Genomic DNA, 15,807 nt, shown 5'->3' on the forward strand with positions numbered 1-15,807 from the left:
TATCGAAATGTTAGATTCAATTGAGCATTTGACACCAGCCCAGATTGTTGAGGAGCTGGATAAATATATCATCGGGCAGAAAGACGCTAAACGCAATGTGGCCATCGCGCTGCGTAACCGCTGGCGCCGCATGAACGCTGACGAAAGCATCCGCCGCGATATTGTGCCCAACAACATCCTGATGATCGGTGCAACCGGCGTGGGTAAGACCGAAATTGCCCGTCGCCTGGCCAAAATCGCCGATGCCCCCTTTACTAAGGTAGAGGCCTCTAAATTTACAGAAGTAGGCTACGTGGGCCGCGATGTGGAAAGCATGGTGCGCGACCTGGTGGAGCAATCTGTGAACATGGTGAAAACCAAAAAGAAGGAGGAAGTGAAGCAGAAGGCTGCCGAGGCGGTGGAAGACATCATTCTGGATGCGCTGATTCCGCCGATACAGGGAGGACGCGCGACCCCCGGCTACTCCAGCACAACCGAGCCCAATGCCATGCCCGACAACGACTACGAGCTGAATGAGCGCACCCGTGAGAAGTTCAGGGAGAAAATCCGCAACGGCGAACTAGAAGACCGCAAAATTGAAATCCGCATTCAGCAGAGCGCCATGCCAGGTATGGGCGTGATGGGCCCGGGTATGGACGAAGCCTCTATGATGAATATTCAGGAGATGATCAGCGGCATGATGCCCAAAAAGACCAAGAAGCGCAAAGTAACCATTGCTGAAGCCCGCAAGATTCTGTTGGAGGAAGAGGCGTCTAAGCTTATTGATATGGATGAGGTGAAGGAAGAGGCCATCTTTAAGGCTGAAAACTCCGGCGTGATCTTTATCGACGAGATTGACAAAGTGGCCAGCGCCAGCAGCAAAGGCAGTGGGCCGGACGTGAGCCGCGAAGGCGTGCAGCGTGACCTGTTGCCGATCGTAGAAGGTTCTACGGTAAACACCAAGTATGGCGTCATCAACACCGACCACATTCTGTTCATTGCAGCGGGTGCCTTTCATGTGGCCAAGCCATCAGACCTTATACCTGAGTTACAGGGCCGTTTCCCGATCAGAGTAGAGCTGCAAAGCCTCACCAAAGATGACTTTTACCAAATCCTGAAGTTCCCGAAAAACGCGCTGACCAAACAGTATGTAGCATTGCTGGCAGCCGAGAATGTAGAGCTTAGCTTTGCTGACGAAGCACTGGATGAGATCGCGAACATCGCCTTTGAAGTAAACTCGGAGGTGGAGAACATCGGTGCCCGCCGTCTGCACACGGTGATGAGCCGCCTGCTCAACGACATCCTCTTCGATGTGCCAGACAAGATCGGCCCGAACGCCCACATCATGGTAAACCGCGAGATGGTACTGGAAAGGCTGTCTGATATGGTGAAGAACAGGGATTTGAGCCAGTATATTCTGTAAGTTTAGGAGTTGAGGAAGTTAGAAACGGGTAAACCTCAACTCAAATCATACAAAGCAAGAACAGGTCGCGACCTGTCCGAATCATGCTTAAGTTTTTTAAAGAACTGGCGCGGGAATTATTCCCGTGACTTGCATATAAGAGCGAGTCTGTGACTCGCCAAAATGAAAAGCTGGTGTTTCCGCGAAGGCAGAGACATCAGCTTTTTAGGTTAAGCGAATTCGCTACTTGCAGTCAAGTGATTTTCCTATGAATAGAACGCAGTTTTCTCAGTTATTGGCTGTCCTAACATTGTTTTTAGTGTTAGGCGCTGTTTTGTCTTACTTTCTATTGCTAGATGTGTCCACTTCGAAACATGTGAAAGAGATGAGACATTTCTTTTCCACTGTAGACAGCTGTGAGTCGGCTATTTCAAAGGCAGAAACAGACCATAACAAAGGAGAATTCAAGATGTACTTCAGTAGTGGGTTTGATGCATATGAAAATAAGTTTCCATTCACATTCTACAAGCGCATAGAGGAACAATATGGGATCGAGATTATCTATACTGGTGATGTAGGGCATCCCTATTTCAGTTGTTATAATCTCAAAATGGATAGTCTGTTAATTGAGAAGATCGGCTATAAGACAATAGAAAACCTTTACAAGGCAATGCATAGAGAGCAGTATCCGGATTAAAGTATCCCCATTCACACCCTATCCGTAATCTGAAGAACAACCCTTAACTCCTAAACTCTCAAACTCCCAAACTTTCATGAACTACTACTTCATCACCGGAACGAGCAAAGGTATAGGCAAGGCCATCGCAGAGGAACTTCTTAAGGACGAGCACAACTGTGTGATTGGCGTATGCCGCAACAGTACCATACAGCATAAGAACTACCGCCACCAGCCACTGGATTTCTCGGACATACCTGCCGTGGAGCATAACCTGCACAAGGTGTTTCTACCTTACAAAGACGCCGAGCGATTGGTGCTGATCAACAATGCTGGGGTGCTGGGTGACATCGGGTATGTGGGCGAAGGTATGCCAAACGAGCGTTTTGAGTTCGTGTTTGATATCAACGTGATCGTGCCGGCTATGCTTATGAACAGCTTTCTGCAGGTGTACCAGCCGCTGCAAGTCCCCAAAGTAATAGTCAACATCAGTTCTGGTGCAGGGCAGCACCCGATTGATGGGTGGGCGAGTTACTGCGCTTCCAAGGCGGCGATCGACATGCTTTCGCAAACCATACAGCAGGAGCAAAATGTGCGCGGCTCTGGGGTGCGGGTATACGCCCTTTCGCCAGGCGTGGTGGATACGGCCATGCAGGAGCACATCCGTGAAAGCGATGAAGAGAAGTTTAGCAACGTGCAGCGTTTCCGCGATTATAAAGAGCAAGGCGAACTGGCATCACCGGAAGAGGTGGGACGCAAGATCGTCTGGTTCCTCAACAATACCGATGATTTTGGAGAAGTGCTGGTCTCGGTGCGGGACATGCAGGTATAAAGCAGTTAAGCCAAAACAAAAGCCTTGTCATAAAGACAGGGCTTTTGTTTTTACCGGAAGGCAATAGATATAGGTGCTATACCTGTTGTGTAAGGCAGCCAATACGTCCATATAGTTCAAAGCTATTTTTGTTATTCTTCTGGAGTTGTGCTAATTTAATCAACTGTAGTACAGCACGCTCTAGCCCGGCAACATCTAATTACTGACTTTGGGCGGGCAGCTAAGTCTTACCTAACAATCAAGCCATCTTATGGAGAATGACAAAAAAAGCATGCGGGAGTACTGGCGGCGCAACATCCGGTTACTGTTAATACTACTGGGCCTATGGTTCGCTGTATCCTATGTGTTCGGAATTCTGCTGGTAGACGAAATGAATGCTTTCCGGCTGGGCGGTTTCAAGTTAGGCTTCTGGTTTGCGCAGCAGGGGGCAATTTATGCCTTCGTGCTCATTATTTTCATTTATGTGTGGCTGATGAACAGGCTCGATCGCGAGTTTGATGTAAACGAAGACTAACCAATCTCAACCAAAGCATTCAGCACGATGGATATCCTAACCTGGACCTACCTCATAGTGGGGCTAACCTTCGCCTTGTACATCGGTATTGCAATCTGGTCGCGGGCCGGTTCCACCAAAGAATTCTATGTGGCCGGTGGCGGCGTGAGCCCTTTGGCTAACGGGATGGCCACGGCAGCCGACTGGATGTCGGCCGCCTCGTTCATTTCGATGGCAGGCCTGATTTCGTTTATGGGCTACGACGGCTCGGTATACCTGATGGGCTGGACGGGCGGCTATGTGTTACTGGCCCTACTCCTGGCCCCATACCTGCGCAAGTTCGGCAAGTTCACCGTTCCTGATTTTGTGGGCGACCGCTATTATTCCAAAACCGCCCGGCTGGTGGCGGTGGTCTGTGCCATTTTCATTTCTTTTACCTACGTGGCCGGCCAAATGCGTGGTGTGGGCATTGTGTTCTCCCGTTTCCTGGAAGTACAGATCGAAACAGGGGTAATCATCGGTATGGTGATCGTGTTGTTTTATGCCGTGCTGGGCGGTATGAAAGGCATTACCTATACCCAGGTGGCCCAGTACTGTGTCCTGATTTTCGCATACATGGTACCGGCTATTTTTATCTCGATGATGCTGACAGGCAACCCGGTTCCGCAACTGGGTCTGGGCGGCACTTTGGCCGATGGTACTTACCTGCTCGACAGACTGGATGGCATGCTGACCGAGTTGGGCTTCGTGGCCTATACCGACGGTAGCAAGGCCACAATTGACGTGTTTTTTATTACGGCTGCCCTGATGGTAGGGACAGCGGGACTGCCGCATGTTATTGTGCGATTTTTTACGGTTCCGAGGGTAAAAGACGCCCGCAAGTCGGCAGGTTATGCGTTGGTGTTTATTGCCATACTATACACAGCCGCGCCTGCAGTGGGGGCTTTTGGTATGTACAACATGCTGCAAACCACGAGCAACCAACCCATGGCTTCTATGCCGCAATGGGTAAACAACTGGGAGAAAACCGGACTGATTGGCGTGGACGACAAGAACGGTGATGGCCGCATTCAGTATGCGAAAGACCCTGCCGTGAACGAACTCAAAATCGACAAAGACATCATGGTGCTGGCGAACCCGGAGATTGCTAGGCTGCCCAACTGGGTGATTGCCCTGGTAGCGGCCGGTGGTCTGGCAGCGGCGCTTTCCACAGCGGCCGGTCTTTTGCTGGTCATTTCCACCTCCATCGCACACGACTTGCTCAAAAAGTCGGTTATGACAGGTATATCCGAGCGGCAGGAACTGATTGCGGCCCGTCTGGCAGCGACTTTTGCGGTAGTGGTGGCCGGTTACTTTGGCATCAATCCGCTTGGTTTTGTGGCGGAGGTAGTGGCTTTTGCTTTTGGTCTGGCCGCTGCTTCGTTCTTCCCGGTCATCATCATGGGCATCTTCTCGAAGCGTATGAACAAGCAAGGTGCGATAGGGGGCATGATCTCAGGGCTCTTGTTCACGATCAGCTACATTTACTACTTCAAATTCATGAACCCAGCCGCCAACATACCTGAGAACTGGTTCATGGAGATTTCTCCGGAAGGTATAGGAACCGTCGGGATGATTATCAACTTCGGGGTATCCTTCATTATCTCCCGCTTTACTCCGGCTCCACCAGCCCACATTCAGGATTTGGTAGAGGACATCCGCATACCGAGAGGAGCAGGTGCTGTTGTGGCAAAACATTAAAGCAGATCGGGCAGGTAGTCTTGTTAGCTAAAACCGGAGTAGTCTGTTGTGCCGCTGCTTGCCTTGTGGTATTCTGTCTGGTTAACTCAAAGGGTGATTATAAGACTGAGAATAGGGCATTTTACAAGGAAGATGGCTATATTTAGATCATCGACGATATATTTCTAACTGCCATGTGAGCAATATCTCTAGGGAAATTGGAGCCCGCCCATGAACCGAGGAACCAGAATGCCATCTGATAAAAACACCTGAACCTAAAACACTAAACTAAACTTACCTGTCACCATGCCTAACATCCAAATTAAAACTATTGAAGAATACCAGCAAGCTTATAAGCGTAGTGTGAAAGACCCGGAAGGGTTTTGGGCCGATATAGCCAGCACGTTTACATGGCGTAAAAAGTGGAACACCACATTGGAGTGGAACTTCGAGGAGCCGAACGTGAAATGGTTTAAAGGCGGCAGGCTTAACATTACCGAAAACTGCCTCGATCGGCACCTCAAAACCCGCGGCAACAAACTGGCCCTGATCTGGGAACCGAACGATCCGAAAGAAAGATATATCCGCTATACCTACCGCGAGCTCCACGAGAAGGTATGCCAGTTCGCCAACGTGCTCAAAAAGAACGGAGCTAAAAAAGGCGACCGCATCTGTATTTATATGCCTATGATTCCGGAACTGGCTTTTGCCGTACTGGCCTGTGCCCGTATTGGAGCCGTCCACTCGGTAGTGTTCGCCGGTTTCTCGGCGGTGGCCATGGCCGACCGCATCAACGATGCACAGTGCAGTATGGTACTCACCTCTGACGGTCTGAACCGCGGCACCAAGCAAATACCGGTGAAGCGTGTGGTGGACGAGGCCCTGGAGCGTTGCGACTCGGTGCAGAAAGTGATTGTAGTGGAGCGATTGGGCTGGGCCGTGAACATGGTAGAGGGCCGCGACGTGTGGTTTCACGACGAGGTGAAAGGGGTAAGCAAAGACTGCCCCGCCGAGGAAATGGACGCCGAAGACATGCTTTTTGTTCTCTATACCTCCGGCTCGACAGGCAAGCCGAAAGGTGTGGTGCATACCTGCGGTGGCTACATGGTATACGCCCAATACAGCTTCAGCAACGTGTTTCAGGTGCAGGAAAACGACATCTACTGGTGCACCGCCGACATTGGCTGGATTACGGGGCATACCTACCTGCTTTATGGCCCGCTCTTGTCGGGTTCCACTTCACTGATGTTCGAAGGCGTACCCACTTATCCGGACATGGGCCGTTTCTGGCAGGTGGTGGATAAGTTCGGCGTCAACATTTTCTATACCGCCCCAACTGCCATCCGGTCCCTGATGGGCGGCGATATCGACGATGTGTTATCCTATAGCCTCGACTCCCTCAAAGTGCTGGGTTCGGTGGGCGAACCGATCAACGAGGAGGCGTGGCACTGGTACCATACCCACGTCGGAAAGGAGCGCTGCCCGGTGGTGGATACGTGGTGGCAAACCGAAACCGGTGGCATCATGATCTCGACCATAGCGAACATTACTCCCATGAAACCGAGCCACGCAGGCTTGCCGCTGCCGGGTATACAGCCGATACTGGTAGACGCAGAGGGCAATGAAATAACCGACAATGAGGTGGAAGGTTACCTCTGCATGAAGTTCCCGTGGCCAAGTATCATCCGTACCACCTACGGCGACCACGAGCGGGCCCGCCTCAGCTACTTCTCGACCTACAAAGGTCTGTACTTTACCGGTGATGGCGCCAAGCGCGACAAGGATGGACTGTACCGCATTATCGGCCGCGTGGATGACGTGATCAACGTGTCTGGTCACCGCTTTGGAACCGCCGAGATAGAAGAAGCCATCAACCACAATGCGCATGTGGTGGAGTCGGCTGTGGTGGGGTATCCGCATGATGTGAAGGGGCAGGGCATTTACGCCTTCGTTATTTGTAAAGATGTGCCGGAACGCGCAGATTACCTGCGTGCCGAGATCATCGAGACGGTGGTGGAAAAGATTGGCAAAATCGCGAAGCCAGACAAGATCCAGATCGTGAGCGGTCTGCCAAAGACCCGTTCCGGCAAGATCATGCGCCGCATCCTGCGCAAAGTTGCCGAGGGCGATACGTCCAACCTGGGCGATACCTCTACTTTGCTCGATCCGGATGTGGTGGAGGAGATCAAAGCCGGGGCTTTGTAGAAGTGTATTAGTTTAGTTGATTGTGTAAAGTCCTGCAACGTTTGTGGCAGGATTTTTAACTTTCCTGCGATAGTATACCGGGCGTTTAGCACTGCCAGGAGCCTCATTTGTTACTCGCCTTGCGGCAAGTTTACAAACTGCAAATTCTTATCTTTGCCACAAATGACAGTAACCGCTATGATCGACGAACAACGTAACCCCTGGACGACCCTATCATCCGAAGAAGTGTACCAAAACCCCTGGATAAAAGTACGCGAAGACCAGGTGCTCAATCCAAACGGCGGAGAGGGCATTTACGGTGTGGTCAGCTTCAAAAACAAAGCCATTGCCGTTATACCTGTCGACGACGAGGGCTATACCTATCTGGTGGGGCAGTACCGCTACGCACTCAACGAGTACAGCTGGGAGGTACCCATGGGCGGTGGATTGATCGAACACGACATACTCGATTCGGCGAAACGCGAGCTACAGGAAGAGACCGGTTTCACGGCTGAAAAGTGGACTAACATTGCCCGACTGCATACCTCCAACTCGGTTACCGACGAAGAAGGCTTTGTTTTTCTGGCGCAGGAACTAAAGGCCGGCGAAACAGCTTTTGAAGAAACGGAGGAGCTTCACATCCGACGGGTATCCTTCGAGGAGGCCGTGCGCATGGTCATGGACAATGAGATTACCGATGCCATCAGTGTGGCCGGGATCCTCAAAGCCGCCATACTCTTGCAGCAGGATAAATAAGTGCTCTTTAAGTTGCTGCACTCTCAAAGCGCCCCGATTGTTAACTGATGGATTATTGTTACATTTGAAGGCATGAAAGCGCTGAAATACCTGTCACATCGTCTCTACACAACCTGGTGCGTTACCTGGTTTGTAATGCCGTTTGTGGTTACCTACCCGTTCCAGGCGGTGCTCATCCGGAGGCAACGCTGGTACCGGCACGTGCATGGCATCAACCGCTTTTGGTCCTCCTCGGCCTTGCGCATGTTTTTAGCGCCGATCATAGTAGAGTGGCGCATGCGATTCAGCCATAAGGAGCAGTATATCTTCACGCCCAACCATAGTTCTTACCTCGACATTCCGCTTTTGCTGCATACCATCCCGGGTTTTATTAACTTTGTCGGGAAGAGCTCCTTAGCCAAAGTGCCGCTTTGGGGCAAGGTATACGAGAAACTTTACATCTCCGTAGACCGCAAAAGTGCCATTAGCAGTGCCAAGAGCTATATCCAGTCGATGAGGTCGCTGGAGCAGGGGCGTAACCTGGTTATTTTCCCGGAAGGAACCATTCCGCCTACGGCAGGGGAAGAACTTTTGCCTTTTAAGGATGGTCCTTTCAGGCTGGCCATTGAGAAGCAGTTGCCAGTGGTGCCGGTAACGATGCCCTTTAACCATAGGTTTCTGCCCGTTCTGGACGGCAAGCTGAGGGTACGCTGGCATCCGCTCAAGATCGTGCTCCACGAGCCGATTGAAACCAAGGGCATGACGCTACAGGACGTGCCCGCCCTGAAAGAGAGAGTGCATCATATTATTCAAACTGAAATTACGAAACATAACAAGATAGATGTCAACCGATATTCAAACCATCAGAAAGATCGCGCACCTGGCCAGGCTGGAGTTTAACGAGGAGAAAGAGCAGGAAGTGCTGCAGGACCTGAATAAGATCCTGAACTGGGTAGACCAGTTACGTGAACTCGATACAGAAAACGTAGAGCCGCTGATTCACATGTCGGAAGAAGTGAATGTGATGCGCGAAGACATCGTGTTTAACAGCGTGTCGCACGAAGACGCCCTGAAAAATGCTCCTAAGAAAGACTCCGATTATTTCAGAGTGCCGAAAGTACTGGAATAGCCTCCTGGCGTGTCTATGAACAAAATTAAGTTTTGGAACAGATGGGATGCGGACACCAGGTATCCCTATCTTTTTTTACTGATACTGGCTGTACTGGCACTGCTGCTGGGGGTATACCACTATTTTACTGGTGATAGCACGGCATTTGCCTGGGACAAGTTGCCTGAGCTGCAGGTCGTGCAGGTGCCCGTGCATGAGTTCAGCCGCCTGCTCGAACCTTTCACACTATACGTCGACGGCTACCTGCTAACCGAGCAGTACGATGTGGCCATGCCAAGGGTCAATACCTTTGCGGCCATCGGGGTGCTGGTGGTGCTTGCCATTGCGCTGGCCTTTTATGCCGCCGCCATCAGTACCATGCAGCGTATTCCTTACTTTGCGGGCATGCTGCTGCTTATGCTCTTGCTGGCATCCTTTAACCTCGATCTGCTGGGCGTGATCGGCAACAGCACAGGACAGACCACTCTGCTGCTCTTTATCGTGTTTTTTGCCGTGGCCAGCTATGCATTCCAGGCTTTCTACCAGCAGGTTTCCTTCACGCTGCGTGTGCTGGCCATGTTGGGTCTGGTAGGGGTGCTGGGCGCCTTGGTTTACATGGAGTCCGACTTTCCGCCGCTGCTCACCACACTGCACCTGGTCAACTACAGCTCATTGGGGTTGATCGTGGCATCTTTCCTCTTTATGATCTGGGTGGGCTATGCGAACATCAACGCATTGCTTTGGATCAATACACAGGGCGGCAAGCCCGAGCGCCGTTTCAGCATGTGGCAATTTGTGCTGGTAAGTATGTTATACCTGCTCAACCTGCTGTTGCTATACCTGCGCCACGTGGGCTATGTAAAGGGCGAAGATTTGTTTTATGTGAACGCCTACGTGATCCTGCTGCTCTCGGTGGTGGCCGGGTTCTGGGGGATGGGGCAACGCGAAGCTTACTATGGCAGGCTGTTCCCTTTCAAACCGACCGGGGCGGTGCTATACCTGGTGTTTGCCATCATCACCTTTCTGAGCATAGGCTACGCCTTCGCCACCTCCAACGACTCACTCACCGTGCTGTTTCATGACCTGATCGTGTACACGCACCTGGCTTTTGGGGTGTTTTTCTTCATCTATGTGATGGCCAACTTCGGCCGTCTGATCGAACAGCGGCTACAGGTATACAAGATTGTGTACCAACCGAAACGGCTTCCTGTTTATACCATTTTCACGATGGGAGCCATTCTGATGGCCATTCTGGTGATGCGCACCCAGTACCGGGTCTATTTCTATGCCTACGCAGGCTACTACAGCTACCTCGGCGATCTGTACCGAACCTCCGACAACAGCATTTTGGCCGAGCGCTTCTATCAGGAGAGTGACCTGTACGATGTCAACAACGTGAAGGCCAATTTCAGCCTGTCTAGTATGTACCGCGAGCAGGGACAGCGGAACAACGAGATACTAAGCCTGCAGGAGTCACTGCAAAAGCGCCCAAACCCGAAGCTGTACGTGCGCCTGGCAAACCTCTACGATCTGAAACAGTACTTCTTCGAAAAGCTGTATGTGCTCCAGCAGGGGGCAGCTGCCTTCCCGGAAAGCGGTGAGATATACAATAACCTGGCCCTGTTGTACGCCAAAACCAGTGTGTCTGACAGTGTGGAGTACTATTTTGACCTGGCACAGAAACACACCTCTGAGCCGGATGTGGTGCGAAGCAACAGGCTGGCGTTTTATACCCGCCAGGCCATGCCGGATGAGGCCAAGGAACTGGTGTCTGAGATACGTTCTGCCAAATACAAGCCGCTTCGCAGCAATATGGCCGCGCTCGACCTATTGCTGGGTCGAACGCATGATGTGAAAGCAGACATTTTTGAGCCCGATTCGCTGGAGCAAGTGGCCGATATGACACTGTTCTACAACAACACGATCGGCAGCGTGAACAAAGGCGATACCTCACTTTTGAAGCCGATCAACCGTTACCTGTCCTCCCGCGAGAACCAGCTGTTTATGGAGGACCTGCTATACCTGAAGGGGCTCGTGCACCACTATGACGGACGGCCAAAAGAAGCCAGAAGCGTGGTGGAGAACCTGGCCCTTTCAGCAACAGGCCGCAGTGGCTACTATTACAATGCACTGGGCCACTGGATGATGGAGGAGGAGAACTACGGAGCAGCCGCTTCCTACTTCAAAGAGGCCAAAGACCGAGGGTTCAACCAGGCTTTCATTTCCCACGCCTATGCGCTGGCCCTCAACCACCAGACCGAGGCTGCCACGGAAGCCCTGCGTGAAGTGGGTTTCACAGAATTGGAGTCTGCGATTGCTGTGGCTACCTCCCTGCGCGAAGTGCTGGACCAGTCGCCTGTCACCATCATGGCGGAGGCCCCGGACCGTGACAAGGTGCAGTACCTCATTGCCTACCTGCCGGACCTGCTGCCACAGGATGTGGAGGGCATCGTGAGCAGCGTGAAGGACAAAGACCTGCGCCGCGAGGCCATGGTGGCCCGGGTGGACTATTACATAGAGAAGAAACGCTGGAAACTGGCGAGCGATGCCATAAAAGAGGCCGCTGCAGAACTGCGTCCGGAAGGAGAGCTCCGCTCGAAGTTGAACCTGCAGCAGATGAAGCTCTGGCTCTACACCAAGAACTACGACATACTGGTGAAACGCATAGACAACCTATACCTGACACCGAAGGACAAACGGCAGAAGCTATACCTGCGGGCCAAGATCGCCGAGGTGAAAGGCCGTGACCGCGAAGCCGCCGAACGCTACGAGCAGGCCCTGAGTATGCTACTGTACGATGAGCACGTTGTGGAAGACGCAGCCGCTTTCTTCGCCAGGTATAAGCCAGCAGAAATGAAAGCCTACAGCATCCTGCTGGATGGTATCACCTATAACCCTTACTCGGCGAGGCTGTACAAAGCCTATGCGCTGGAGAGTGTCAACAAAGGCTTGGGGAGCTATGCCGATCAGGCACTTGTTTCGCTGCGCAGCTTGCTTTCTGCCCCGGAATATACTACATTTAAAGAGAAATTTGATAGACAGCGCCGAGCGAAAGAGGCTGAGGCCGACGAATGGCAACTATAACCCAGGTCATATGAGCACCATCATTGAGACAAACGATATTTCCAAGGTATACCGGATGGGGAGCGAAACCATCCACGCACTCAAGTCTGTGTCTATCCGGATAGAGCGGGGCGAATACGTGGCGTTTATGGGGCCTTCCGGATCCGGAAAGTCTACGCTCATGAACATCATCGGCTGTCTCGATACCCCTTCGGGCGGGCAGTACGTTCTCAATGGCAACGATGTGAGCAATATGACTGACAACGAGCTGGCAGAGGTGCGCAACAAGGAGATCGGCTTCGTATTCCAGACATTTAACCTGTTGCCGCGCCAGAGCTCACTCGAGAATGTGGCCTTGCCTTTGATCTACGCCGGGTATAACAAATCTGCACGCGAAGAGAAAGCACAGCAGGCGCTGGAAAGTGTGGGACTGGGCAACCGGGGCAAGCACAAACCGAACGAACTATCCGGTGGTCAGCGGCAGCGTGTGGCCATTGCCCGTGCCCTTATCAATAACCCGAGTATCATTCTGGCCGACGAACCCACGGGTAACCTCGATACCAAGACCTCTTACGAAATTATGGAGCTGTTCGAGAACCTGCACGCCAAAGGCAACACCATTATCATGGTGACGCACGAGGAGGACATTGCCAAGTATGCCCATCGCATCGTTCGACTTCGGGACGGGCTCATAGAATCGGACGAGGTGAACCACGAAATTGCCTCGCATGCGAATGAAAACGCAGCGCATTAACCCAACATGAAAATATACACGAAGACAGGCGACAAAGGCACCACCTCCCTTATAGGAGGCACCCGGGTAGCCAAGTCGCACCTGCGCATAGAATCTTACGGCACCATAGACGAACTCAATTCCTACATCGGACTGGTGCGCGATCAGGAAGTGAACAAAGGCCGGGCTGATATCCTGAAAGAGATTCAGGACCGCCTCTTTACCATCGGCTCCACCCTGGCGACCGATCCTGAAAAGGGCACTAAAATGGTAACGCCCGATCTGCACGAACAGGATGTAACCTTACTGGAGCAGGAAATTGACAAGATGACCGCTGAAGTGCCGCCCTTGCGTGCTTTTGTGCTGCCGGGAGGCCACCAATCCGTTTCGTTCTGCCACCTGGCCCGTTGCGTGTGCCGCCGTGCCGAGCGCCTGGCCATACGCCTGCAGGAAGAGTCTGCTGTCGCTGATCTGGTCATCGTATACCTGAACCGATTGTCGGATTACCTGTTTGCTCTTTGCCGTAAAATGACGTATGAGTTACAGGCTGAAGAGATAGCCTGGAAGCCACGCGTCTGATTTTATTGTTCAACTCTAATAATCCCTTTATTTATGTCAGTTGATACCCCAACTATACCTGTCCGGTGCGTGCCCCAAAGCCGCATTAGCGAGCTGGACTTCAATAATATCGAGTTCGGGAAGATCTTTGCCGATCACATGCTGGTAGCCGATTATAAAAACGGTGCCTGGCAAACTCCTGAAATCGTGCCTTACGGTAACATGTCGCTCAGTCCTGCTACTTCGGCCCTGCACTACGGTCAGGCAATTTTCGAAGGTATGAAGGCCTACAAAAACGCTGAAGGCGATATCCTGTTGTTCAGGGCGCTCGATAACTTCAGGCGCCTCAACATATCCGCTGACCGCATGTGTATACCTGAACTGCCGGAAGAAATCTTCATGCAGGGACTGGAGCAATTGCTGCGTCTCGATGCGGCCTGGGTGCCACCTACACCAGGCTGTGCCCTGTACATTCGTCCGTTCATCTTCGCCACTGACGACTTTATCGGTGTACGCCCGTCATCCAACTACCGGTTCGTGATTTTCAGCTGTCCGGTTGGGGCTTACTACGGCCAGCCGTTACGGGTAGCCATCGAGCCAAACTACGTGCGATCTGCTGAAGGCGGAGCGGGGTATGCCAAGGCAGCCGGTAACTATGGTGCAGCGCTTTACCCTGCCCGTAAAATGCAGGAGCGTGGCTATCATCAGCTAATCTGGACAGATGCCCTGGAGCACAAGTACATCGAGGAATCCGGCACCATGAACCTGATGTTTGTGATCGACGGCAAACTGGTGACACCTTCCGTGAGCACCACCATCCTGGCAGGTATAACCCGCGACAGTGTGCTGCAGATTGCCCGCGACAAAGGCATACCGGTGGAAGAGAGGAAAGTATCTGTAGACGAGATTGCCCAGGCTCACAAAGCAGGCAAGCTGCAAGAGGCTTTCGGTACAGGTACAGCTGCCACCATTGCGCAGATTGCCACCATCCATGTGAATGGCGAAGACCTGGATTTGCCAGCAGTGGAAGATCGCCAGATCTCTCTCAGCATAGCCGAAGAGCTGGAGCGCATTAAGACTGGTCAGGCACCAGACCCGCACAACTGGATTCAAAAAATCAGCCTCTAAAGGCTTTTTCCAATAATACAGTGCTGGAGGACAGGCAGACAAGCTTTTCCTCCAGCATTTTGTCGTTCTAACCAGAATTTAACCAACCCATATGACTGCTGAGCAAGTAAAGGATTTAAAAGCCCGTGTAGAGGCTTTGAGGAGGTATCTTTGACTACGATACCAAGAAAGAACAGATAGAAGAAACCGAGAAGCAGACGCTGGCCTCCAACTTTTGGGACGACCCGAAAGAAGCTGAGAAGGTGCTCAAGGAAGTGAAGTCCATCAAGGTATGGACAGACCATTACGAAGAGGTGGAGAAAGTGCTCTCAGACCTGGAAGTACTTTTTGATTTCTACAAAGAAGGAGACGTTTCGGAGGAGGATATTAAAGAGGAGGCCAAAAAAACGGAGGAGGCCATTGAGGGACTCGAGTTCAAGCGTATGCTAAGCGGCGAGGAAGACCAGCTCAGCGCCATTTTGGAGATAAATCCGGGCGCGGGCGGCACCGAGAGCCAGGACTGGGCCGAAATGCTCATGCGTATGTACATCATGTGGGCCGAGTCGCACAGGTTCGGGGTGAAGCAGGTAAACTACAACCCGGGCGAGGGGGCAGGTATAAAATCGGCCACGCTGGAAATAACCGGCGACTTTGCCTATGGCTACCTGAAGTCTGAGATCGGTGTGCATCGGCTGGTGCGTATCTCTCCGTTTGACTCCGGTGGCCGGCGCCATACCTCTTTCGCTTCTGTGTTTGCCTACCCTGTGGTGGACGACACCATCAACATCGAGGTAAACCCGGCCGACATTGAGTGGGACACTTTTCGTTCAGGTGGTGCAGGTGGTCAGAACGTGAACAAAGTCGAGACGGCCGTACGCCTGAAGCACAAACCGACAGGCATCGTGATCGAGTGCCAGATCGAGCGCTCGCAGCTCATGAACAAAGAGCACGCCATCCGTATGCTTCGGTCGCGCCTGTACCAGATAGAAGTTGACAAGCGCAATGAGGAGCGTGACCGGGTGGAGAGCACCAAAAAGCGCATTGACTTCGGTTCCCAGATTCGCAATTATGTGCTGCACCCATACAAGCTGGTAAAGGATATCCGGACCGGTGTGGAACGCTCTGACGTGCAAAAAGTGCTGGACGGCGACCTGGACGAATACATCAAGGCGTTTCTGATGCAGGCCTAGGCAAATTGCAAAGTATCGTATACCCTTT

14 protein-coding genes are annotated in these 15,807 nt (G+C 52.2%); all 14 read left to right on the plus strand.

The window, feature by feature from the left end:
• Positions 1 to 7: 7 nt before the first annotated feature.
• The 14 genes from hslU to prfB all read left to right on the plus strand — a co-directional run bounded on the left by hslU (position 8) and on the right by prfB (position 15,779).
• Entirely contained in the window at positions 8 to 1,402 is a 1,395-nt protein-coding gene (gene hslU / locus H9Q13_RS14770; RefSeq protein WP_191184573.1) for an ATP-dependent protease ATPase subunit HslU, read from the plus strand.
• A gap of 355 nt (positions 1,403 to 1,757) precedes the next feature.
• Positions 1,758 to 2,078, plus strand: coding sequence for a hypothetical protein (locus H9Q13_RS14775; RefSeq protein ID WP_191184574.1), 321 nt, complete (start codon positions 1,758 to 1,760; stop codon positions 2,076 to 2,078).
• Between the two features lie 76 nt (positions 2,079 to 2,154).
• Positions 2,155 to 2,889, plus strand: a complete 735-nt coding sequence (locus tag H9Q13_RS14780) for an SDR family NAD(P)-dependent oxidoreductase (RefSeq protein WP_191184575.1) — start codon at positions 2,155 to 2,157, stop codon at positions 2,887 to 2,889.
• 250 nt (positions 2,890 to 3,139) lie between these two features.
• On the plus strand, positions 3,140 to 3,403 hold the full coding sequence (locus tag H9Q13_RS14785) for a DUF4212 domain-containing protein (RefSeq protein WP_191184576.1): 264 nt from the start codon (positions 3,140 to 3,142) through the stop codon (positions 3,401 to 3,403).
• 27 nt (positions 3,404 to 3,430) lie between these two features.
• The gene (locus H9Q13_RS14790; RefSeq protein ID WP_191184577.1) at positions 3,431 to 5,122 is read left to right on the plus strand and encodes a sodium:solute symporter family protein; all 1,692 of its coding nucleotides are present in this window, start codon (positions 3,431 to 3,433) and stop codon (positions 5,120 to 5,122) included.
• Between the two features lie 285 nt (positions 5,123 to 5,407).
• Entirely contained in the window at positions 5,408 to 7,306 is a 1,899-nt protein-coding gene (gene acs, locus H9Q13_RS14795; RefSeq protein ID WP_191184578.1) for an acetate--CoA ligase, read from the plus strand.
• A gap of 162 nt (positions 7,307 to 7,468) precedes the next feature.
• On the plus strand, positions 7,469 to 8,041 hold the full coding sequence (locus H9Q13_RS14800; protein ID WP_224744312.1) for an NUDIX domain-containing protein: 573 nt from the start codon (positions 7,469 to 7,471) through the stop codon (positions 8,039 to 8,041).
• 72 nt (positions 8,042 to 8,113) lie between these two features.
• Positions 8,114 to 8,920, plus strand: coding sequence for a lysophospholipid acyltransferase family protein (locus tag H9Q13_RS14805; protein ID WP_224744313.1), 807 nt, complete (start codon positions 8,114 to 8,116; stop codon positions 8,918 to 8,920).
• Complete coding sequence (gene gatC / locus H9Q13_RS14810) at positions 8,862 to 9,149, plus strand: Asp-tRNA(Asn)/Glu-tRNA(Gln) amidotransferase subunit GatC (RefSeq protein WP_191184579.1); 288 nt, start codon at positions 8,862 to 8,864, stop codon at positions 9,147 to 9,149. Before H9Q13_RS14805 ends, gatC begins: the two co-directional genes overlap by 59 nt.
• Positions 9,150 to 9,164: 15 nt before the next feature.
• Entirely contained in the window at positions 9,165 to 12,212 is a 3,048-nt protein-coding gene (locus H9Q13_RS14815) for a tetratricopeptide repeat protein (protein ID WP_191184580.1), read from the plus strand.
• Between the two features lie 10 nt (positions 12,213 to 12,222).
• Entirely contained in the window at positions 12,223 to 12,945 is a 723-nt protein-coding gene (locus H9Q13_RS14820) for an ABC transporter ATP-binding protein (protein WP_191184581.1), read from the plus strand.
• 6 nt (positions 12,946 to 12,951) lie between these two features.
• A complete protein-coding gene (locus H9Q13_RS14825) occupies positions 12,952 to 13,503 on the plus strand; it encodes a cob(I)yrinic acid a,c-diamide adenosyltransferase (protein WP_191184582.1) in 552 nt (183 codons plus the stop codon).
• A 33-nt stretch (positions 13,504 to 13,536) separates the two neighbouring features.
• Positions 13,537 to 14,610, plus strand: a complete 1,074-nt coding sequence (locus tag H9Q13_RS14830; RefSeq protein WP_191184583.1) for a branched-chain amino acid aminotransferase — start codon at positions 13,537 to 13,539, stop codon at positions 14,608 to 14,610.
• A gap of 91 nt (positions 14,611 to 14,701) precedes the next feature.
• A protein-coding gene (prfB, locus tag H9Q13_RS14835; RefSeq protein WP_191184584.1) for a peptide chain release factor 2 occupies positions 14,702 to 15,779 on the plus strand; the annotation gives its coding sequence in 2 pieces (ribosomal slippage) (positions 14,702 to 14,761 and positions 14,763 to 15,779; 1,077 coding nt in all).
• Positions 15,780 to 15,807: the final 28 nt, after the last annotated feature.

It is taken from the genome of Pontibacter aquaedesilientis, assembly GCF_014773225.1.
Lineage (GTDB): Bacteria > Bacteroidota > Bacteroidia > Cytophagales > Hymenobacteraceae > Pontibacter > Pontibacter aquaedesilientis.

What these genes read in the sequence shown, in the direction of transcription:
- hslU (WP_191184573.1), top strand. Translation starts at nt 8, where the DNA reads ATGTTAGATTCAATTGAGCATTTGACACCAGCCCAGATTGTTGAGGAG.
- H9Q13_RS14780 (WP_191184575.1), top strand. Translation starts at nt 2,155, where the DNA reads ATGAACTACTACTTCATCACCGGAACGAGCAAAGGTATAGGCAAGGCC.
- H9Q13_RS14785 (WP_191184576.1), top strand. Translation starts at nt 3,140, where the DNA reads ATGGAGAATGACAAAAAAAGCATGCGGGAGTACTGGCGGCGCAACATC.
- H9Q13_RS14790 (WP_191184577.1), top strand. Translation starts at nt 3,431, where the DNA reads ATGGATATCCTAACCTGGACCTACCTCATAGTGGGGCTAACCTTCGCC.
- acs (WP_191184578.1), top strand. Translation starts at nt 5,408, where the DNA reads ATGCCTAACATCCAAATTAAAACTATTGAAGAATACCAGCAAGCTTAT.
- H9Q13_RS14800 (WP_224744312.1), top strand. Translation starts at nt 7,469, where the DNA reads ATGACAGTAACCGCTATGATCGACGAACAACGTAACCCCTGGACGACC.
- H9Q13_RS14805 (WP_224744313.1), top strand. Translation starts at nt 8,114, where the DNA reads ATGAAAGCGCTGAAATACCTGTCACATCGTCTCTACACAACCTGGTGC.
- gatC (WP_191184579.1), top strand. Translation starts at nt 8,862, where the DNA reads ATGTCAACCGATATTCAAACCATCAGAAAGATCGCGCACCTGGCCAGG.
- H9Q13_RS14815 (WP_191184580.1), top strand. Translation starts at nt 9,165, where the DNA reads ATGAACAAAATTAAGTTTTGGAACAGATGGGATGCGGACACCAGGTAT.
- H9Q13_RS14820 (WP_191184581.1), top strand. Translation starts at nt 12,223, where the DNA reads ATGAGCACCATCATTGAGACAAACGATATTTCCAAGGTATACCGGATG.
- H9Q13_RS14825 (WP_191184582.1), top strand. Translation starts at nt 12,952, where the DNA reads ATGAAAATATACACGAAGACAGGCGACAAAGGCACCACCTCCCTTATA.
- H9Q13_RS14830 (WP_191184583.1), top strand. Translation starts at nt 13,537, where the DNA reads ATGTCAGTTGATACCCCAACTATACCTGTCCGGTGCGTGCCCCAAAGC.